Genomic DNA, 20,684 nt, shown 5'->3' with positions numbered 1-20,684 from the left:
TCAGACTCCGGCTGCTATTCCCACCGGGCGCACTGCGCCCGTTAAAAGGAGGCGCAATTCTATAGACGGGCCAACATAGTGTCAACCCAATAAAAAAGCCCCCGCAAGCGGAGGCTTTTTATCAAATCAACGATTACTCGATGATTTTGGCTACGACGCCAGCGCCGACGGTACGACCGCCTTCACGAATAGCGAAACGCAGACCGTCTTCCATTGCGATGGTCTTGATCAGGGTGACAACCATTTTGATGTTGTCGCCTGGCATTACCATTTCAACGCCTTCCGGCAGTTCGCAGTTACCGGTCACGTCAGTGGTCCGGAAGTAGAACTGTGGACGGTAGCCTTTGAAGAACGGAGTGTGACGACCGCCTTCTTCTTTGCTCAGAACGTACACTTCAGCTTCGAACTTGGTGTGCGGCTTAACCGAACCTGGCTTAACCAGAACCTGGCCACGCTCAACGTCGTCACGCTTGGTACCACGCAGCAGAACGCCGCAGTTCTCGCCAGCACGACCTTCGTCGAGCAGCTTACGGAACATTTCAACACCGGTGCAGGTGGTGACGGTAGTGTCACGCAGACCAACGATTTCCAGTGGATCCTGAACCTTGACGATACCGCGCTCGATACGGCCAGTTACAACAGTACCGCGACCAGAGATCGAGAATACGTCTTCGATTGGCATCAGGAACGGCTTGTCGATAACACGAACTGGCTCTGGAATGTAGCTGTCCAGAGTTTCTACCAGGCGCTTGACAGCGGTGGTACCCATTTCGTTGTCGTCTTGGCCGTTCAGAGCCATCAGAGCCGAACCGATGATGATCGGAGTGTCGTCACCTGGGAAGTCGTAAGTGCTCAGCAGATCGCGCACTTCCATCTCAACCAGTTCCAGCAGCTCAGCGTCGTCAACCATGTCAGCCTTGTTCAGGAAGACAACGATGTACGGAACGCCTACCTGACGGGACAGCAGGATGTGCTCACGGGTTTGTGGCATCGGACCATCAGCGGCCGAGCAAACCAGGATAGCGCCGTCCATCTGGGCAGCACCGGTGATCATGTTCTTCACATAGTCAGCGTGACCTGGGCAGTCAACGTGAGCGTAGTGACGGATCGCCGAGTTGTATTCAACGTGCGCAGTGTTGATGGTGATACCACGAGCCTTTTCTTCCGGAGCGCTATCGATTTTGTCGAAAGCAACAACGGCCGAACCGAAAACTTCGGAGCAGACGCGAGTCAGAGCAGCAGTCAGAGTGGTTTTACCGTGGTCAACGTGACCAATGGTGCCAACGTTGACGTGCGGTAGGGAACGATCAAATTTTTCTTTAGCCACGACAATTAACTCCTAGCCTAAAGGGGCTGAATCAGCCTTGTTTTTTGGTAACAGTTTCGACGATATGCGACGGAGCTGTATTGTATTTTTTGAATTCCATAGAGTAGCTTGCGCGACCTTGGGACATGGAGCGAACGTCGGTCGCATAACCGAACATCTCACCCAACGGAACCTCGGCGCGAATCACTTTGCCGGAAACCGTGTCTTCCATACCCAGGATCATGCCGCGACGACGGTTAAGGTCGCCCATCACGTCACCCATATAGTCTTCAGGCGTAACAACCTCTACCGCCATGATCGGCTCAAGCAACTCACCACCACCCTTCTGGGCCAGTTGCTTGGTCGCCATGGAAGCAGCCACCTTAAACGCCATCTCGTTGGAGTCGACGTCGTGGTAGGAACCATCAAACACGGTAGCCTTCAGGCCGATCAGCGGATAGCCGGCGACAACGCCGTTCTTCATCTGCTCTTCGATACCTTTCTGGATAGCCGGGATGTATTCCTTAGGAACCACACCACCCACTACTTCGTTCAGGAATTGCAGACCTTCCTGACCTTCGTCAGCAGGAGCAAAACGAATCCAGCAATGGCCGAACTGGCCACGACCGCCGGACTGACGAACGAACTTGCCTTCAATCTCGCAGCTCTTCGTGATGCGCTCACGGTACGAAACCTGAGGCTTACCGATGTTGGCTTCGACGTTGAACTCACGGCGCATCCGGTCAACCAGGATGTCCAGGTGCAACTCGCCCATGCCAGAGATGATCGTTTGACCAGTCTCTTCATCAGTCTTGACGCGGAAAGACGGGTCTTCCTGAGCAAGCTTGCCCAGTGCGATACCCATTTTTTCCTGGTCATCCTTGGTCTTAGGCTCAACGGCAACCGAAATAACCGGCTCCGGGAAGTCCATGCGAACCAGGATGATTGGCTTGTCAGCGTTGCACAAAGTTTCGCCAGTAGTGACGTCCTTCATGCCGATCAAGGCCGCGATGTCACCAGCGCGCACTTCCTTGATTTCTTCACGGGCGTTTGCGTGCATTTGCACCATACGACCCACGCGCTCTTTCTTGCCTTTAACCGAGTTGATCACGCCGTCGCCGGAGGCCAACACGCCCGAGTAAACACGGACGAAGGTCAAGGTACCCACGAATGGGTCGGTAGCGATCTTGAACGCCAGAGCCGAGAACGGCTCGTCGTCGTTCGCATGACGCTCCATTTCCTTGGTCTCGTCATCCGGGTCAGTACCCTTGATGGCAGGAATGTCGGTAGGAGCTGGCAGGTAGTCGATAACGGCGTCGAGAACCAGGGGAACACCCTTGTTCTTGAAGGAAGAACCGCAAACAGCCAGAACGATCTCACCAGCGATAGTACGCTGACGCAGAGCGGCCTTGATTTCCGCGTTGGTGAGTTCTTCACCTTCGAGGTACTTGTTCATCAGCTCTTCGCTGGCTTCAGCCGCAGCCTCAACCATATTGCCGCGCCACTCGTCAGCCAATTCCTGCAGCTCAGCAGGGATAGGCTCGCGACGTGGAGTCATGCCTTTGTCAGCGTCGTTCCAGTAAACCGCTTCCATGGCCATCAGATCGATCTGACCCTGGAAGTTGTCTTCGGAACCGATAGCCAACTGGATTGGCACCGGGGTGTGACCCAGACGCTGCTTGATCTGACCGATCACGCGCAGGAAGTTGGCACCAGCACGGTCCATCTTGTTTACGTAAACAAGACGTGGAACACCGTACTTGTTGGCTTGACGCCATACGGTTTCGGACTGAGGCTCAACGCCCGAGGTACCGCAGAACACAACGACCGCGCCGTCGAGAACACGCAGGGAACGCTCAACTTCAATAGTGAAGTCTACGTGGCCCGGGGTGTCGATGACGTTGAAACGGTATTGGTCCTTGTGCTGCTTCTCGGAACCCTGCCAGAAAGCGGTAATAGCAGCAGAAGTAATGGTAATACCACGCTCCTGCTCCTGCACCATCCAGTCTGTGGTCGCGGCGCCGTCATGCACCTCGCCCATTTTGTGACTTTTGCCAGTGTAAAAAAGGACGCGCTCGGTGGTGGTGGTTTTACCAGCATCCACGTGAGCAACGATACCAATGTTACGGTAGCGGTTAATCGGTGTTGTACGAGCCATAAAGCCCTCGCAAAATGAGTGACGCTAAAATTAGAAGCGGTAGTGCGAGAAAGCCTTGTTGGCTTCAGCCATACGGTGCACGTCTTCACGCTTCTTAACAGCAGCACCTTTACCTTCAGCAGCGTCCAACAGTTCGCCAGCCAAACGCAGAGCCATAGACTTCTCGCCGCGCTTACGGGCGTAGTCTACCAACCAGCGCATTGCCAGGGCGTTACGACGGGACGGACGAACTTCGACCGGAACCTGGTAAGTAGCACCGCCTACACGGCGCGACTTCACTTCGACCAGCGGAGCGATGGCGTCGAGAGCTTTCTCGAAGATTTCCAGGGGGTCGCTGTTCTTGCGTTCTTTAACCTTTTCCAGCGCGCCATAAACGATACGCTCGGCAACGGCTTTCTTGCCGCTTTCCATCACGTGGTTCATGAACTTGGCCAGGATTTGGCTTCCGTATTTTGGATCGTCAAGCACTTCGCGCTTGGCTGCTACGCGTCTTCTTGGCATGGATAAGCCCTCAAACGGTCTTCAGGTTCGCTCGGAATCGGTGCCCTTTCGGGACGCCTCCGACCTTACTCTTATCGACTCAGAAAAATAGATAATTCAGTATTTACAAAAAGCCGCTACTACTTAGGCTTCTTGGTACCGTACTTCGAGCGACCCTGGTTACGACCTTTAACGCCGGAAGTATCCAAAGAACCGCGTACGGTGTGGTAACGAACACCTGGCAAGTCTTTTACACGACCGCCGCGGATCAGTACCACGCTGTGCTCTTGCAGGTTGTGGCCTTCACCGCCGATGTACGAGGAAACCTCGAAACCGTTGGTCAGACGCACACGGCATACTTTACGCAGTGCCGAGTTAGGTTTTTTCGGCGTGGTGGTATACACACGGGTGCATACGCCACGACGTTGCGGGCAGTTCTGCAGCGCAGGCACGTCGGATTTCTCGACGATACGCTTACGCGGCTGACGTACCAGCTGGTTGATAGTTGCCATCTACTAGCTCCACTGTTGTCTTGCGACGCTATTGTCTTGCAAGAAAAGCAAAATGGCAGGAACGAATTCCCGCCAAATTTAGGGGTACAAGAGTCTAAAGAGGATCTTGTCCCCAGTCAAGGCAAGGCCCCGACCTCCCCGCTCATCCAACCTCGACAAATTGTCTCGATTCGATGAGCGGGGCCGCCAGGGCCCCACACTTATTTATCGCAGAACTCAGTTACCGCTCGAGTTCAGCGCTTCGGTCAGTGCAGCTTCCACTTCACTGGCGCTTACGCGCAACGGTTTGTCAGCATCACGGCGGCGCTTGCGCTCGCTGTGATAAGCCAGACCGGTACCAGCCGGGATCAGACGACCCACGACTACGTTTTCTTTCAGGCCGCGCAGGTAATCGCGCTTGCCGGTTACCGCCGCTTCGGTCAGTACGCGAGTGGTCTCTTGGAAAGAGGCCGCCGAGATGAACGATTCGGTGGACAACGACGCCTTGGTGATACCCAGCAGAACGCGAGTGAACTTGGAAACGAACTTGTCGTCGCCAGCCAAACGCTCGTTCTCTACCAGTACGTGAGTCAATTCCATCTGGTCGCCCTTGATGAAAGTGGAATCGCCGGATTCAGCGATTTCAACTTTACGCAGCATCTGACGCAGGATGGTCTCGATGTGCTTATCGTTGATCTTCACGCCTTGCAGACGGTAAACGTCCTGGATCTCGTTAACAATGTACTTGGCCAGCGCACTCACACCCAGCAGACGCAGGATGTCGTGTGGATCGCTTGGACCGTCGGAGATAACTTCGCCGCGGTTTACCTGTTCGCCTTCGAACACGTTCAGGTGACGCCACTTCGGAATCAGCTCTTCATACGGATCACTACCGTCGTTCGGGGTAATGACCAGACGGCGCTTGCCTTTGGTCTCTTTACCGAACGCGATGGTGCCGCTGACTTCAGCCAGAATCGAGGCTTCTTTCGGACGACGAGCTTCGAACAAGTCGGCAACACGCGGCAGACCACCGGTGATGTCACGGGTCTTCGAAGTCTCTTGCGGAATACGAGCGATAACATCACCGATCGCGATTTTCGCACCGTCCGCCACACCGACCAGGGCGTTGGCAGGCAGGAAGTACTGAGCGATTACGTCAGTACCCGGCAGCAACAGATCCTTGCCATTGTCGTCGACCATCTTCACAGCAGGACGGATGTCCTTGCCGGCAGCTGGACGGTCTTTGGCATCGAGTACTTCAATGTTGGTCATACCGGTCAATTCGTCAGTCTGACGCTTGATCGTGATGCCTTCTTCCATGCCCACGTAGGTCACGGTACCTTTCATTTCGGTAACGATTGGGTGAGTGTGCGGATCCCACTTGGCCACGATTGCGCCAGCGTCGACCTTGTCACCTTCTTTAACCGAAATCACAGCACCGTACGGCAGCTTGTAACGCTCGCGCTCACGACCGTAGTCGTCTGCGATTGCCAGTTCACCGGAACGGGACACAGCTACCAGGCAACCATCCACTCGCTCAACGTGCTTCAGGTTATGCAGACGGACGGTACCGCCATTCTTCACCTGAACGCTGTCGGCTGCGGAGGTCCGGCTTGCCGCACCACCGATGTGGAACGTACGCATTGTCAGCTGGGTACCCGGCTCACCGATCGACTGTGCAGCGATTACGCCGACAGCTTCACCGATGTTCACTTGGTGACCACGAGCCAGATCACGGCCGTAGCACTTGGCGCAAATGCCGTAGCGGGTTTCGCAGCTGATCGGCGAACGCACGATCACTTCGTCGATGCTGTTCAGCTCGATGAATTCAACCCACTTCTCGTCTACCAGAGTGCCGGCAGGAACGATGATTTCCTCGGTACCCGGCTTAAATACATCACGGGCAATAACACGACCCAATACGCGCTCACCCAACGGCTCTACAACGTCACCGCCTTCAATGTGCGGAGTCATCAGCAGACCGTGTTCGGTGCCGCAATCGATCTCGGTTACTACCAGATCCTGCGCCACGTCTACCAGACGACGAGTCAGGTAACCGGAGTTCGCAGTTTTCAACGCGGTATCCGCCAGACCTTTACGAGCACCGTGAGTGGAGATGAAGTACTGAAGTACGCTCAAACCTTCACGGAAGTTCGCAGTAATCGGCGTTTCAATGATGGAACCGTCCGGCTTGGCCATCAGACCACGCATACCGGCGAGCTGACGGATCTGCGCAGCAGAACCCCGTGCGCCCGAGTCGGCCATCATGTACATCGAGTTGAAGGATTCCTGGTCGACTTCGACGCCATGACGGTCGATGACTTTCTCTTTCGAGAGGTTGGCCATCATCGCCTTGGAAACTTCGTCGTTCGCCTTGGACCAAAGGTCGATCACTTTGTTGTACTTCTCGCCCTGGGTTACCAGGCCGGAGGCGTACTGACTTTCGATCTCCTTCACTTCATCGGTAGCAGCACTGATGATGCGGGCTTTTTCATCCGGGATAACGAAGTCGTTAACACCGATGGAAACGCCGGAAATGGTCGAATAGGCAAAACCGGTGTACATCAACTGGTCAGCGAAGATCACGGTCTCTTTCAAACCAACCACGCGGTAGCACTGGTTGATCAGCTTGGAGATCGCCTTTTTCTTCATTGGCAGGTTGACGACGTCGTACGACAGACCTTTTGGCACAACCTGGAACAACAGCGCACGACCGACAGTGGTGTCGACGATACGGGTGTTGCTCACGCTGCCGCCATCACGGTCGTTGACGGTTTCGTTGATCCGCACTTTAACCTTGGCGTGCAGTGCGGCTTCGCCGGCACGGAACACACGGTCAACTTCTTGCAGATCCGCGAACACACGACCTTCGCCTTTGGCGTTGATCGCTTCACGAGTCATGTAGTACAGACCCAATACAACGTCCTGCGACGGAACGATGATTGGCTCACCGTTGGCTGGCGACAGAATGTTGTTGGTCGACATCATCAACGCACGCGCTTCCAACTGGGCTTCCAGTGTCAGCGGTACGTGCACGGCCATTTGGTCGCCGTCGAAGTCGGCGTTGTACGCGGCGCAGACCAGCGGGTGCAGCTGGATAGCCTTACCTTCGATCAGAACCGGTTCAAATGCCTGGATACCCAGACGGTGAAGGGTCGGCGCACGGTTGAGAAGCACTGGGTGTTCGCGGATAACTTCAGCGAGAACGTCCCAGACTTCCGGCAACTCGCGCTCAACCATCTTCTTGGCAGCTTTGATGGTGGTAGCGAGACCACGCATTTCCAGCTTGCCGAAAATGAACGGCTTGAACAGCTCGAGAGCCATTTTCTTCGGCAGACCGCACTGGTGCAGACGCAGGGTCGGACCAACGGTAATTACCGAACGACCGGAGTAGTCAACACGCTTACCGAGCAAGTTCTGACGGAAACGACCCTGCTTACCCTTGATCATGTCAGCCAGGGATTTCAGAGGACGCTTGTTGGAACCGGTGATAGCGCGGCCACGACGACCGTTGTCGAGCAAGGCGTCGACAGCTTCCTGCAACATACGCTTTTCGTTGCGCACGATGATGTCCGGAGCGGACAGATCAAGCAGGCGCTTCAAGCGGTTGTTACGGTTGATCACTCGACGATACAGGTCGTTGAGGTCGGAAGTCGCGAAACGACCGCCATCCAATGGGACCAGTGGACGCAGATCTGGCGGCAGAACCGGCAGAACGGTCAGCACCATCCACTCTGGCAAGTTGCCGGAACCCTGGAAGGCTTCCATCAACTTCAGACGCTTGGACAGCTTCTTGATTTTGGTTTCGGAGTTGGTTTGCGGAATTTCTTCACGCAGACGGCCAATCTCGTGTTCCAGGTCGATAGCGTGCAGCAGTTCACGGACAGCTTCGGCACCCATGCGGGCATCGAAATCGTCGCCGAACTCTTCCAGCGCTTCGAAGTACTGCTCGTCGTTGAGCAACTGACCTTTTTCAAGGGTGGTCATGCCTGGATCGATAACGACATAGCTCTCGAAGTAGAGAACGCGTTCGATATCACGCAGGGTCATGTCCATCAGCAAGCCGATACGGGACGGCAGCGATTTCAGGAACCAGATGTGAGCAACCGGCGAGGCCAGTTCGATGTGCGCCATGCGCTCACGACGAACTTTTGCCAGCGCGACTTCAACGCCGCACTTCTCGCAGATCACACCACGGTGCTTCAAGCGCTTGTACTTACCGCACAGGCACTCGTAATCCTTTACCGGGCCAAAGATCTTGGCGCAGAACAGGCCGTCACGCTCAGGTTTGAACGTACGGTAGTTGATGGTTTCCGGCTTTTTAACTTCACCGAACGACCACGAACGGATCATCTCAGGCGATGCCAATCCGATACGGATGGCGTCGAACTCTTCGACTTGACCCTGGTTTTTCAGCAAATTCAGTAGGTCTTTCAAGGCCTTTCCTCCTGGCGGAGCAGAGAGCGGGCAATCCTGCCCCGCTCTCATTCGCGTCACGTGTTATTCGGTTTCCAGATCGATATCGATGCCGAGGGAACGAATTTCCTTGATCAACACGTTGAAGGACTCGGGCATGCCCGGCTCCATACGGTGATCGCCGTCCACGATGTTTTTGTACATCTTGGTCCGACCGTTCACATCGTCCGACTTCACTGTGAGCATTTCTTGCAGAGTGTATGCAGCACCGTATGCTTCCAGTGCCCAGACCTCCATCTCCCCGAAACGCTGACCACCGAACTGTGCCTTACCACCCAGCGGCTGCTGGGTAACCAGGCTGTACGAACCGGTAGAACGAGCGTGCATCTTGTCGTCTACCAAGTGGTTCAGCTTCAGCATGTACATGTAGCCAACGGTAACCGGGCGCTCGAACTTGTTGCCGGTACGGCCGTCAGTCAGCTGCATCTGGCCGCTTTCTGGCAGGTCTGCCAGTTTCAGCATGGCCTTGATTTCGCTTTCCTTGGCACCGTCGAACACCGGAGTGGCCATCGGTACGCCGCCGCGCAGGTTCTTCGCCAGATCCAGGATTTCCTGGTCGGAGAAGTCATCGAGGCTTTCCTGACGACCGCCGATCTCGTTATAGATCTCGTGCAGGAACTTACGCAGCTCGGCAACCTTACGCTGCTCTTCGATCATCCGGTTGATCTTCTCGCCCAGACCTTTGGCCGCGAGGCCCAGGTGGGTTTCAAGGATCTGACCAACGTTCATACGCGAAGGTACGCCCAACGGGTTGAGGACGACGTCGACCGGGGTGCCATTGGCATCGTGCGGCATGTCTTCAACCGGCATGATCACGGAGACCACACCTTTGTTACCGTGACGACCGGCCATCTTGTCGCCCGGCTGGATGCGGCGACGGATTGCCAGGTAAACCTTGACGATTTTCAGCACGCCTGGAGCCAGGTCATCGCCCTGCTGCAGTTTGCGCTTCTTGTCTTCGAACTTGTCGTCCAGCAGACGGCGGCGATCAACGATGTAGGCCTGAGCCTTCTCGAGTTGCTCATTCAGAGCATCTTCAGCCATGCGCAGTTTGAACCACTGGCCGTGCTCAAGACCGTCGAGAACTTCGTCGGTGATTTCCTGACCTTTCTTCAGACCGGCGCCGCCTTCGGCTTTGTGGCCGACCAGAGCGGAACGCAGACGTTCGAAAGTAGCGCCTTCAACGATACGGAACTCTTCGTTCAGGTCCTTGCGGATCTCGTCGAGTTGAGTCTTCTCGATCGACAGAGCACGAGCATCACGCTCAACGCCGTCACGGGTGAAGACCTGTACGTCGATGACAGTACCCTTGGTACCGGTAGGTACGCGCAGGGAAGTGTCTTTAACGTCGCTGGCTTTTTCACCGAAGATCGCACGCAACAGTTTCTCTTCCGGAGTCAGTTGGGTCTCGCCTTTCGGAGTGACCTTACCGACCAGAATGTCGCCTGCGCCAACTTCAGCACCTACGTAAACGATACCGGCTTCGTCCAGTTTGTTCAGTGCAGCTTCACCCACGTTCGGGATGTCTGCAGTGATTTCCTCTGGCCCAAGCTTGGTGTCACGCGCCACACAGGTCAGTTCCTGGATGTGGATCGTGGTGAAGCGGTCTTCCTGAACCACACGCTCGGACAGGCAGATGGAGTCTTCGAAGTTGAAGCCGTTCCATGCCATGAACGCGATACGCATGTTCTGACCCAGAGCCAGTTCACCCATGTCGGTGGACGGACCGTCGGCCATGATGTCGCTACGCTGAACCCGATCACCCTTGCTCACCAGCGGACGCTGGTTGATGCAGGTGTTCTGGTTGGAGCGGGTGTACTTGGTCAGGTTGTAGATGTCGACACCAGCTTCGCCGGTTTCAACTTCGTCATCAGCAACACGAACCACAATACGGCTGGCATCAACGGAGTCGATCACGCCGCCACGACGAGCCACGACGCAAACGCCGGAGTCGCGAGCCACGTTACGTTCCATACCGGTACCTACCAGCGGCTTGTCAGCGCGCAGGGTTGGTACAGCTTGACGCTGCATGTTCGAACCCATCAACGCACGGTTGGCGTCGTCGTGCTCAAGGAACGGGATCAGCGACGCAGCAACCGAAACTACCTGCTTCGGCGATACATCCATCAAGGTGACGTCTTCCGGCGCCTTGACGGTGAACTCGTTCAAGTGACGAACAGCTACCAGCTCGTCGATCAGGACTTTCTTGTCGTTCATCGTGGCCGAAGCCTGAGCGATCACGTGATCAGCTTCTTCGATGGCGGACAGGAACACGATCTCGTCGGTGACCAGAGCGTCTTTCACCACACGGTACGGGCTCTCGAGGAAGCCGTACTGGTTGGTGCGCGCATAGGCGGCCAGGGAGTTGATCAGGCCGATGTTCGGACCTTCCGGCGTTTCAATCGGGCATACACGACCATAGTGAGTCGGGTGTACGTCACGAACTTCAAAGCCAGCACGCTCACGAGTCAAACCGCCAGGGCCGAGTGCGGAGACACGACGCTTGTGAGTGATCTCGGACAGCGGGTTGTTCTGGTCCATGAACTGGGACAGCTGGCTCGAACCGAAGAACTCTTTCACCGCCGCAGCCACTGGCTTGGCGTTGATCAGGTCTTGCGGCATCAGGCCTTCGCTTTCAGCCATCGACAGACGCTCTTTGACCGCACGCTCAACACGTACCAGGCCAACGCGGAACTGGTTCTCGGCCATTTCGCCTACGCAGCGAACACGACGGTTACCCAGGTGGTCGATGTCATCGACGATGCCTTTACCGTTGCGGATGTCGACCAGAGTCTTCAGTACCGCGACGATGTCTTCTTTGCACAACACGCCCGAACCTTCGATCTCGGTACGACCGATACGACGGTTGAACTTCATCCGGCCGACCGCAGACAGGTCATAGCGCTCAGGGCTGAAGAACAGGTTGTTGAACAGAGTCTCGGCAGCGTCTTTGGTTGGCGGCTCGCCAGGACGCATCATGCGATAGATCTCGACCAGCGCTTCCAATTGGTTGCTGGTAGAGTCGATCTTCAGCGTGTCGGAGACGAACGGACCGCAGTCGATATCGTTGGTGTACAGAGTCTCGATGCGAACAACCTGGGCCTTGGCGATTTTTGCCAGGATCTCGGTGTTCAGCTCGGTGTTGCACTCTGCCAGGATTTCGCCGGTAGCCGGATGCACGATGACCTTGGCGGTAGTGCGACCCAGGACGTAGTCCAGAGGCACTTGCAGCTCTTTGATCCCGGCCTTTTCCAGCTGGTTGATGTGGCGAGCAGTGATACGACGACCTTGCTCGACAATAACCTTGCCTTTGTCATCCAGGATATCCAGGACAGCAATTTCACCACGCAGGCGCTGAGGCACCAGTTCCAGGCTGAGGTTTTCACCTTGCACGTGGAAGACGTTGGTGGTGTAGAACGCGTCCAGCACTTCTTCGGTGGTGTAACCGAGCGCGCGAAGCAGTACCGATGCAGGCAGCTTGCGACGACGGTCGATACGCACGAATACGCAGTCTTTCGGGTCGAACTCGAAGTCCAGCCACGAACCGCGGTAAGGAATGATCCGCGCGGAGTACAGCAGTTTGCCGGAGCTGTGCGTCTTGCCACGGTCGTGGTCGAAGAACACGCCCGGGGAACGGTGCAGCTGGGAAACGATTACACGCTCGGTACCGTTGATTACGAAGGTACCGTTCTCAGTCATCAGGGGGATTTCACCCATGTAGACTTCTTGCTCTTTGATGTCCTTGATCGCTTTGTTCGACGATTCTTTGTCGAAAATGATCAGGCGCACTTTTACCCGCAAAGGTACGGCGTAAGTTACACCGCGCAATACGCATTCTTTGACATCAAATGCCGGTTCGCCCAGGCGATAACCGACGTACTCCAGCGCAGCATTGCCGGAGTAGCTGATGATCGGGAAAACGGATTTGAAGGCCGCATGCAGGCCCACGTCGCGGAACTGATCTTTAGTCGCTCCCGCTTGCAAGAATTCACGATACGAATCCAGCTGGATGGCCAGGAGGTACGGCACATCCATGACGTCCGGCAACTTGCTAAAGTCCTTGCGGATACGTTTTTTCTCAGTATATGAGTAAGCCATCAGCGTTCCCCAGCTTGGTCACCTGCTTGTTTGGCCCCTCCCGACGGGAGCAGCCAGAAAATCGTGCAAACCCCATGGTTTGCGCCACCGCATCGGGTGGTACAGCTCGTTATCGGCACCGACCCAGTCGGCTGCCAATAACGGAAAAAGGCCGGTGGCAAGAGCCACCAGCCATCAGCCTTTCGCTTAACGCTCGGGCTGGAGACGCAAAGTCGAAGCTTACTTCAGCTCGACTTTAGCGCCTGCTTCTTCCAGAACTGCTTTGGCTTTGTCAGCTGCGTCTTTGGCAACAGCTTCCAGAACCATGGCAGGAGCGCCGTCAACTACAGCCTTGGCTTCTTTCAGGCCCAGACCGGTCAGTTCACGTACAGCCTTGATCACGTTAACTTTCTTCTCGCCAGCTTCGGTCAGCATGACGTTGAATTCGGTTTGCTCTTCAGCAACGGCAGCAGCAACAGCTGGACCAGCCGAAGCAGCAGCAGCGGTAACGCCGAATTTTTCTTCGAAAGCTTTGATCAGCTCAACAACCTGGATAACCGACATTTCAGCTACGGCGTTGAGGATATCGTCTTGAGAGATAGACATGACTCTAATTCCTGATTTGGGGACGGCCTACGCGACCATCGAAATAAACAAAAAAGCGCGAAAGGAAGTGCTCAGCCTTAGGCTGCAACAGCTTCTTTTTGGTCGCGAATAGCCGCCAGAGTACGAGCCAATTTGCTGGTAGCGCCTTGAATCACGCTCATCAGCTGGGAAATTGCTTCGTCACGGGTCGGCAGAGTTGCCAGTACGTCGATCTGATTAGCTGCGAGGAACTTGCCCTCGAACGCAGCTGCCTTGATCTCGAACTTATCCTGACCTTTGGCGAATTCCTTGAACAAACGGGCAGCAGCGCCAGGATGTTGGTTGGAGAACGCGATCAAGGTCGGGCCAGTGAACACGTCGTTGAGAACACTGTATTCAGTGTCAGCAACAGCGCGCTTGAGCAAGGTGTTACGTACAACACGTACGTAAACGCCAGCTTCACGAGCCTCTTTACGGAGTCCGGTCATAGCGCCTACTGTTACGCCACGGGCATCAGCCACGACAGCGGACAGAGCAGCTTTGGCAGCCTCGTTGACTTCAGCGACGATGGCCTTCTTGTCTTCGAGTTTAATTGCCACGGGTTTAACTCCTGCTTGTTACCGTTTCATCCAGCCGAAGCCGGATGTCGTTTTGGTGTCTGATTCGGTAAGGAACCGGGAGCACCATCTGCGTAGGCTTGAGGTTTAAGACTTGCGTCGCCTACGGTCTTGGATAGCCCCCGCCAGGCAGGGACCCCAATCTTTCAATTGACGCGATCGCTCGCGCCAATTTGTGTCTTATGCGTCGAGCGAACCCTGGTCGATGACCAGACCTGGGCCCATAGTGGTGCTCAGGGTAACGCGCTTGACGTAGATACCTTTCGAGGAAGCTGGCTTGATACGCTTCAGATCAGCGATCAGGGCTTCAACGTTTTCCTTCAGCTTGACGGCATCGAAGCCGACTTTGCCAACGGAGGTGTGGATAATGCCGTTTTTGTCGGTGCGATAACGAACCTGACCAGCTTTTGCGTTTTTAACCGCGGTAGCTACGTCTGGAGTTACGGTGCCGACTTTAGGGTTAGGCATCAGGCCACGTGGGCCGAGGATCTGACCCAACTGACCTACAACGCGCATTGCATCCGGGGAAGCAATAACTACGTCATAGTTCAGGTCGCCGCCTTTCATTTCGGCAGCCAGGTCGTCCATGCCTACGCGATCAGCGCCGGCGGCCAGAGCAGCTTCAGCTGCTGGACCTTGGGTGAACACAGCAACGCGAACGGTCTTGCCAGTGCCGTGTGGCAGCACAGTAGCGCTACGAACAACCTGGTCAGATTTACGCGGGTCAACACCCAGGTTCACAGCAACGTCGAACGACTCGCTGAACTTGACAGTCGACAGCTCAGCCAGCAGAGCAGCGGCGTCTACAAAATTGTAGGCCTTGCCTGCTTCGATTTTGCCGGCGATAGCCTTTTGGCGCTTGGTCAGCTTAGCCATTACACACCCTCCACGTTAAGGCCCATGCTACGAGCAGAACCGGCGATAGTACGCACGGCTGCTTCCATATCAGCTGCAGTCAGATCCGCGTTTTTGGTTTTCGCGATTTCTTCCAGCTGAGCACGAGTTACAGTGCCAACCTTAACGGTGTTTGGACGAGCGGAACCGCTAGTCAAACCAGCAGCCTTCTTCAGCAGAACCGAAGCCGGGGTGCTTTTAGTTTCGAAAGTGAAGCTACGGTCGCTGTAGACAGTGATGATCACTGGAGTCGGCAGACCTGGTTCAATACCCTGAGTACGGGCGTTGAAAGCCTTGCAGAATTCCATGATGTTCACGCCGTGCTGACCCAGAGCAGGACCAACAGGTGGGCTTGGGTTAGCCTGAGCGGCCTTCACTTGCAGCTTGATGTAAGCGGTAATCTTCTTGGCCATGAGGCACTCCAATTACGGGTTCGAACGCCTCGAGAGGCTCCCCGGTTACTTGCGCGTTTATCCCAGTGACGACAAAACCCCACAGCCTAGGGCTGCGGGGTTGGGATGCTTGTTCGGCTAGACCTTTTCGACCTGGCTGAACTCTAGCTCTACCGGAGTAGAGCGACCGAAAATGAGCACAGCGACTTGAATCCGGCTCTTTTCGTAGTTAACTTCTTCGACCGTGCCATTAAAATCGGCGAACGGACCATCGGTGACACGAACCACTTCACCCGGCTCGAACAGAGTCTTAGGCTTCGGTTTGTCGCTACCATCAGCAACACGACGCAGAATTGCTTCTGCCTCTTTATCAGTGATTGGTGCCGGCTTATCAGCAGTACCGCCGATGAAGCCCATCACCCGAGGAGTGTCCTTGACCAAGTGCCAAGTCCCCTCGTTCATATCCATCTGGACCAGCACATAACCAGGGAAGAACTTACGTTCGCTTTTGCGCTTCTGGCCATTACGCATTTCAACCACTTCTTCAGTGGGAACCAGAATTTCGCCGAAGCCATCTTCCATGCCAGCCAGCTTTACGCGCTCTACCAACGAGCGCATGACATGCTTCTCGTAACCCGAGTAAGCATGCACAACGTACCAACGCTTAGCCACGGGACACCCTTAGCCAACAATCAAGGAAACAAGCCAGCCGAGCAGGGAATCAAGCCCCCACAACAGCAACGCCATAACCAGAACAACAGCCACCACAATCAGGGTGGTCTGCGTGGTTTCTTGGCGAGTTGGCCACACGACTTTACGAATCTCGGTGCGAGCTTCCTTAACCAGTACAAAGAAAGACTTGCCCTTGACAGTCTGCAGGCCTACAAAGGCAGCTACAGCAGCAATAACAAGCAAAGCGAGTACACGGTACAGGATCGGCACAGCATGGTAGTACTGATTGCCGACAACGCCAACAACCACCAAGGCGACTACTACAAGCCACTTGAGCAGATCGAAGCGAGAGCCTTGAGCTTCAGCTTTAGGAGTCATCTATGAAGATCCTGTGAAAAGAAAGCCAGACACACCAAGTGAATCTGGCAGGTCAGGAGGGAATCGAACCCCCAACCTACGGTTTTGGAGACCGTCGCTCTGCCAATTGAGCTACTGACCTAAAACAAAATTAGGCCGACCATTATGCCGGCCTAAAAAAGACATTACAACAACTTACTCGATGACTTTGGCTACGACACCAGCGCCGACGGTACGACCGCCTTCACGGATAGCGAAACGCAAGCCATCTTCCATCGCGATGGTTTTGATCAGAGTGACAGTCATCTGAATGTTGTCACCTGGCATCACCATTTCAACGCCTTCCGGCAGCTCGCAGTTACCAGTCACATCAGTAGTACGGAAGTAGAACTGTGGACGGTAGCCTTTGAAGAACGGAGTATGACGACCGCCTTCTTCCTTGCTCAGAACGTAAACTTCTGCAGTGAACTTGGTGTGTGGCTTAACGGTCCCCGGCTTAACCAGAACCTGACCACGCTCGACGTCATCACGCTTGGTGCCACGCAGAAGCACACCGCAGTTCTCGCCAGCACGACCTTCGTCGAGCAGCTTGCGGAACATTTCAACACCAGTACAAGTAGTTTTGACAGTGTCACGAAGACCAACAATCTCAACTTCTTCCTGAATGCGGACAATGCCACGCTCAACGCGACCAGTTACAACAGTACCGCGACCAGAGATCGAGAATACGTCTTCGATCGGCATCAGGAACGGCTTGTCAATAGCACGCTCTGGTTGCGGAATGTAGCTATCCAGAGTCTCAACCAACTTCTTGACGGCAGTAGTACCCATCTCGTTGTCGTCTTGACCGTTCAGAGCCATCAGAGCCGAACCGATGATGATTGGAGTGTCATCACCTGGGAAATCGTAAGCGCTCAACAGATCGCGCACTTCCATCTCAACCAGCTCCAGCAGCTCAGCATCGTCAACCATGTCAGCCTTGTTCAGGAAGACAACGATGTACGGAACGCCTACCTGACGGGACAGCAGGATGTGCTCACGGGTTTGCGGCATCGGACCATCAGCGGCCGAGCAAACCAGGATAGCGCCATCCATCTGAGCAGCACCGGTGATCATGTTTTTTACGTAGTCGGCGTGACCTGGACAGTCAACGTGTGCGTAGTGACGCGCAGCCGAATCGTACTCAACGTGAGCGGTATTGATGGTGATACCACGAGCTTTTTCTTCTGGGGCGCTATCGATCTTGTCGAAGTCAACCTTGGCCGAACCGAAAACCTCGGAGCAGACACGGGTCAGCGCAGCAGTCAGGGTAGTCTTACCGTGGTCGACGTGACCAATGGTGCCTACGTTGACGTGCGGCTTATTACGTTCGAACTTTTCCTTAGCCATCGAAATCACCCCCAGGAGAAGAATTAAGCAAGTCACACCAGCCATTAAAACAAAGGCAGATATTTTCATATCTGCCTTGTTATATGGAGCTCTTGAGCGGATTTGAACCGCTGACCTCACCCTTACCAAGGGTGTGCTCTACCAACTGAGCTACAAGAGCGAAACACTTTGCACAACCTGCAAACTTGGAGCGGGTAGCGGGAATCGAACCCGCATCATCAGCTTGGAAGGCTGAGGTTCTACCACTAAACTATACCCGCGTAAGCTTGCAGCTCACGCTAAAAATGGTGGAGGGGGAAGGATTCGAACCTTCGAAGTCGTAGACGTCAGATTTACAGTCTGATCCCTTTGGCCGCTCGGGAACCCCTCCTAAGCGAGCCGGCATTCTACATCATGCCAGCCTTCTGTCAAGCATTTTCTCATTAAAAACCTGAGGTTAGCTGCGTTGACCTCGCTTCGCGCTGCTGACCGTTAAAGGTCTTCACTGCGAAGCGGGCGCCATTCTATGCAACCTATTCAGCAGTTGCAACCCCCTCGCACGGCATTATTTTATGTTTTAACTCATTGAATTCTTTAGCAAGGTTCTGCAATACGGAATCATCAGCCAAACGCCGGCTTTCCGGGGTCACGCGCATCCAATATCCAACAGAATCAGGAAGAGAAACCGATAGCTGTTGAACCTTGATGTCGAGAGCAGTCAATCGCTGCTCGAGCGCCTTCGCCGTTTCCTGACGAGCAAAGCCACCCAAATAAAGACAACTGTTATCCGCCTGCGCAGATTTACCCTTGTCACGCACAGCTGCTGCGTCAGGCGTTTCACTCAACAGGCGAATGTCCTGCTGCGAACCTTTATACAAACTCAACGGAGTGACGTCCTTCGCACGCAAGGGCGCCTCCTGCTGATGCCAAACGTAATAAAACACATTGAGGACCAGCAACAGCAGAAACAACCAACGCATAAAAACCTCAGGACAATGGGCAAGCCATGGCCAAACCTACGAATACGAGATCCGGTACCACCCGCGCCTCTGGCACGATTCCGGAAACCAGGCCTGCATCACCACCAGTAAGGAACACCGAAAAATCCTGCCCCCAATAGCTGCGCGCCAGCTCCAGCTGCGTCAGGACAAACCCTCTCAACATCAATGAACAGCCACGCTCGACGGCCTCCACCGTATTTCGCCCTGGCTCAAAGCTCTCGAGCGCCCTGGATGCCGCGAGATCGTCATAGCGAATCCGCCGGGTATGGGTGCGTAACTGATTACGCATCAAGGGCATTCCCGGACAAATGAACCCTCCCAGGTGTTCACCATCTGCCGCAATAAGGTCTGCGGTAAGCGCAGTACCAAAATCGAGAACCAGACAAGCTCCCGAGGCAAGATGAAATGCCCCAAGCATCGCAAGCCAGCGGTCAAGACCCAGTCGCTGATAATCCTCGTAACCGTTGCGGACTCCAGACATTTCACGGGCCGGCGCCGCGCAGGACACCGTTACGCCGAATGCATCAATCAGCAACGAAACAAGCGCATCGGTCTCTTCATTGGTTCTTACGCTTACCAGGCGACAGTATTTGAGATTCAGCGGATCACAACCGTGCAAACTGTCCAGCAAGGCCTGATCCGAGTCGACAACTCCCTCGGCAACCAAACGCGCCGCATCTGCATGCAGCACACGCCATTTAATAAAGCTGTTCCCGCAGTCGAGCTCAAGAATCATCGCGCAACCTCAGACTTAGCTCACCACCACTAAACACTTTTTCTACGCCACCCACGTTCAAACGCAATGCGCCCTGGCCATCAATCCCTATCACCTCACCGTCAATTCGGTTCACTCCAGCAATCAGTGAAACCGAGCGCCCCTGCCATAAGTGTCCTTTCTCCCACTCTGCCTGAAGTGACGAAAACCCTTCCGACTGGTGACGACGCAGGTGCTCCTGGAGAACAATCCCCAAACGCGCCACTAGAAGATTACGATCAAACGCCCTACCTGCTTCGAGACGCATAGAGGTCCATTGCTGATCAACCTCATCAGCCATCTGCATATTTACATTGATTCCCACGCCCAGAACGACATGGCAGACATCAGCGGGATCCCCGACCAATTCCAACAATATCCCGGCGACTTTCTTCTCACCAACCAGGACATCGTTAGGCCACTTCAAACCAGCTCCGGCAATACCCAGATCACGCAGAGTTTGCATCACCGCCAGACCGACGACCAGGCTAAGCCCTTCAAGCTGTCGCATGCCACCATCGATTCGCAGCACGAGGCTATAGTAGATATTTTCGGCAAACGGACTCACCCACTTGCGGCCGCGTCGACCGCGACCAGCAGTTTGTCGCTCCGCAAGCACAAGAAACGGCGCAGCCATTCCGCGCTCTATAGAGCGCAAAGCTTCTGCGTTGGTGGAATCAATCGAATCAAAGACTAGTACGGGCCAGCCGCAAGCAGGTGAATGCTCACAGATCTCCACGGCGTTGAGCAGAGTCAACGGCGCACTCAACTGATAACCACGACCACGCACCTTGTGGATAGAAAGACCCAACTCCGCCTCGAGGTGCTGGAGTTGCTTCCATACAGCGCTACGACTAATGCCTAGAGCGGCACCCAGCGCTTGGCCGGAATGGAAACGACCGTCCTTCAGAAGCTTTAACAACGTCAGCATGCAAGTATCGCCTCACAATGAGGCCCGCATGATAGCCATGCCCCGAGCCGTTGCATAGAAATCGTAAGAATCACTTTCTCGCAGGCAAAACAAAACCCCTACCTGCGGTCGCAGATAGGGGTTTC

The 20,684-nt window shown here is 54.9% G+C and carries 16 protein-coding genes and 4 tRNA genes; all 20 read right to left on the bottom strand.

Annotated elements, in window-relative coordinates; all coding sequences use genetic code 11:
• Positions 1-133 precede the first annotated feature (133 nt).
• The 20 genes from tuf (BK659_RS01570) to birA all read right to left on the bottom strand — a co-directional run bounded on the left by tuf (BK659_RS01570) (position 134) and on the right by birA (position 20,559).
• A complete protein-coding gene (gene tuf, locus BK659_RS01570; RefSeq protein ID WP_123423430.1) occupies positions 134-1,327 on the bottom strand; it encodes an elongation factor Tu in 1,194 nt (397 codons plus the stop codon).
• A 31-nt stretch (positions 1,328-1,358) separates the two neighbouring features.
• Positions 1,359-3,464, bottom strand: coding sequence for an elongation factor G (gene fusA, locus BK659_RS01565; protein ID WP_123423429.1), 2,106 nt, complete (start codon positions 3,462-3,464; stop codon positions 1,359-1,361).
• Positions 3,465-3,494: 30 nt separating this feature from the next.
• Positions 3,495-3,965 (bottom strand): 30S ribosomal protein S7, encoded by a 471-nt coding sequence (gene rpsG / locus BK659_RS01560; RefSeq protein ID WP_093426586.1) that lies wholly within the window; start codon positions 3,963-3,965, stop codon positions 3,495-3,497.
• A 119-nt stretch (positions 3,966-4,084) separates the two neighbouring features.
• Positions 4,085-4,456, bottom strand: coding sequence for a 30S ribosomal protein S12 (gene rpsL / locus BK659_RS01555; protein WP_002555494.1), 372 nt, complete (start codon positions 4,454-4,456; stop codon positions 4,085-4,087).
• A 216-nt stretch (positions 4,457-4,672) separates the two neighbouring features.
• Positions 4,673-8,872 (bottom strand): DNA-directed RNA polymerase subunit beta', encoded by a 4,200-nt coding sequence (gene rpoC / locus BK659_RS01550; RefSeq protein ID WP_123423428.1) that lies wholly within the window; start codon positions 8,870-8,872, stop codon positions 4,673-4,675.
• Between the two features lie 63 nt (positions 8,873-8,935).
• A complete protein-coding gene (rpoB, locus tag BK659_RS01545) occupies positions 8,936-13,009 on the bottom strand; it encodes a DNA-directed RNA polymerase subunit beta (protein ID WP_123423427.1) in 4,074 nt (1,357 codons plus the stop codon).
• Positions 13,010-13,228: 219 nt separating this feature from the next.
• Positions 13,229-13,594, bottom strand: a complete 366-nt coding sequence (rplL, locus tag BK659_RS01540) for a 50S ribosomal protein L7/L12 (protein ID WP_123423426.1) — start codon at positions 13,592-13,594, stop codon at positions 13,229-13,231.
• 77 nt (positions 13,595-13,671) lie between these two features.
• Positions 13,672-14,172: a 50S ribosomal protein L10 gene (gene rplJ / locus BK659_RS01535; protein WP_123423425.1), complete on the bottom strand. Its 501-nt coding sequence runs from the start codon at positions 14,170-14,172 to the stop codon at positions 13,672-13,674.
• Positions 14,173-14,370: 198 nt separating this feature from the next.
• Entirely contained in the window at positions 14,371-15,066 is a 696-nt protein-coding gene (gene rplA / locus BK659_RS01530; protein WP_019693883.1) for a 50S ribosomal protein L1, read from the bottom strand.
• Positions 15,066-15,497, bottom strand: coding sequence for a 50S ribosomal protein L11 (gene rplK, locus BK659_RS01525; protein ID WP_008008888.1), 432 nt, complete (start codon positions 15,495-15,497; stop codon positions 15,066-15,068). Before rplK ends, rplA begins: the two co-directional genes overlap by 1 nt.
• 117 nt (positions 15,498-15,614) lie before the next feature.
• A complete protein-coding gene (nusG, locus tag BK659_RS01520; protein ID WP_003186097.1) occupies positions 15,615-16,148 on the bottom strand; it encodes a transcription termination/antitermination protein NusG in 534 nt (177 codons plus the stop codon).
• 9 nt (positions 16,149-16,157) lie between these two features.
• Complete coding sequence (gene secE / locus BK659_RS01515) at positions 16,158-16,526, bottom strand: preprotein translocase subunit SecE (protein WP_123423424.1); 369 nt, start codon at positions 16,524-16,526, stop codon at positions 16,158-16,160.
• Between the two features lie 45 nt (positions 16,527-16,571).
• A tRNA-Trp gene (locus tag BK659_RS01510) sits at positions 16,572-16,647 on the bottom strand.
• A 53-nt stretch (positions 16,648-16,700) separates the two neighbouring features.
• Positions 16,701-17,894 carry an elongation factor Tu gene (gene tuf, locus BK659_RS01505; RefSeq protein WP_123423423.1) on the bottom strand — a complete coding sequence of 398 codons (1,194 nt, stop codon included), beginning with the start codon at positions 17,892-17,894 and terminating at the stop codon, positions 16,701-16,703.
• An 84-nt stretch (positions 17,895-17,978) separates the two neighbouring features.
• A tRNA-Thr gene (locus BK659_RS01500) sits at positions 17,979-18,054 on the bottom strand.
• A gap of 26 nt (positions 18,055-18,080) precedes the next feature.
• Positions 18,081-18,154: transfer RNA gene (locus BK659_RS01495), tRNA-Gly, on the bottom strand.
• Between the two features lie 25 nt (positions 18,155-18,179).
• Positions 18,180-18,264, bottom strand: a tRNA-Tyr gene (locus BK659_RS01490).
• A 142-nt stretch (positions 18,265-18,406) separates the two neighbouring features.
• Positions 18,407-18,853, bottom strand: coding sequence for a hypothetical protein (locus BK659_RS01485; protein WP_123423422.1), 447 nt, complete (start codon positions 18,851-18,853; stop codon positions 18,407-18,409).
• A gap of 7 nt (positions 18,854-18,860) precedes the next feature.
• Positions 18,861-19,610 carry a pantothenate kinase gene (locus BK659_RS01480; RefSeq protein ID WP_123423421.1) on the bottom strand — a complete coding sequence of 250 codons (750 nt, stop codon included), beginning with the start codon at positions 19,608-19,610 and terminating at the stop codon, positions 18,861-18,863.
• The gene (gene birA / locus BK659_RS01475; RefSeq protein WP_123423420.1) at positions 19,600-20,559 is read right to left on the bottom strand and encodes a bifunctional biotin--[acetyl-CoA-carboxylase] ligase/biotin operon repressor BirA; all 960 of its coding nucleotides are present in this window, start codon (positions 20,557-20,559) and stop codon (positions 19,600-19,602) included. The genes BK659_RS01480 and birA overlap by 11 nt, the downstream gene beginning before the upstream one ends.
• Between the last annotated feature and the right edge of the window lie 125 nt (positions 20,560-20,684).

The sequence above is a fragment of the Pseudomonas brassicacearum genome (assembly GCF_003732225.1).
In the GTDB taxonomy this organism is placed as follows: Bacteria; Pseudomonadota; Gammaproteobacteria; order Pseudomonadales; family Pseudomonadaceae; genus Aquipseudomonas; species Aquipseudomonas brassicacearum_E.
This window is presented reverse-complemented; position numbering and strand designations above follow the sequence as displayed.

Bases quoted from the DNA above. Each gene is read 5' to 3' on its own strand.
- fusA (WP_123423429.1), bottom strand. From the start codon at position 3,464: ATGGCTCGTACAACACCGATTAACCGCTACCGTAACATTGGTATCGTT.
- rpsG (WP_093426586.1), bottom strand. From the start codon at position 3,965: ATGCCAAGAAGACGCGTAGCAGCCAAGCGCGAAGTGCTTGACGATCCA.
- rpsL (WP_002555494.1), bottom strand. From the start codon at position 4,456: ATGGCAACTATCAACCAGCTGGTACGTCAGCCGCGTAAGCGTATCGTC.
- rpoB (WP_123423427.1), bottom strand. From the start codon at position 13,009: ATGGCTTACTCATATACTGAGAAAAAACGTATCCGCAAGGACTTTAGC.
- rplL (WP_123423426.1), bottom strand. From the start codon at position 13,594: ATGTCTATCTCTCAAGACGATATCCTCAACGCCGTAGCTGAAATGTCG.
- rplA (WP_019693883.1), bottom strand. From the start codon at position 15,066: ATGGCTAAGCTGACCAAGCGCCAAAAGGCTATCGCCGGCAAAATCGAA.
- rplK (WP_008008888.1), bottom strand. From the start codon at position 15,497: ATGGCCAAGAAGATTACCGCTTACATCAAGCTGCAAGTGAAGGCCGCT.
- secE (WP_123423424.1), bottom strand. From the start codon at position 16,526: ATGACTCCTAAAGCTGAAGCTCAAGGCTCTCGCTTCGATCTGCTCAAG.
- tuf (WP_123423423.1), bottom strand. From the start codon at position 17,894: ATGGCTAAGGAAAAGTTCGAACGTAATAAGCCGCACGTCAACGTAGGC.
- BK659_RS01485 (WP_123423422.1), bottom strand. From the start codon at position 18,853: ATGCGTTGGTTGTTTCTGCTGTTGCTGGTCCTCAATGTGTTTTATTAC.
- BK659_RS01480 (WP_123423421.1), bottom strand. From the start codon at position 19,610: ATGATTCTTGAGCTCGACTGCGGGAACAGCTTTATTAAATGGCGTGTG.
- birA (WP_123423420.1), bottom strand. From the start codon at position 20,559: ATGCTGACGTTGTTAAAGCTTCTGAAGGACGGTCGTTTCCATTCCGGC.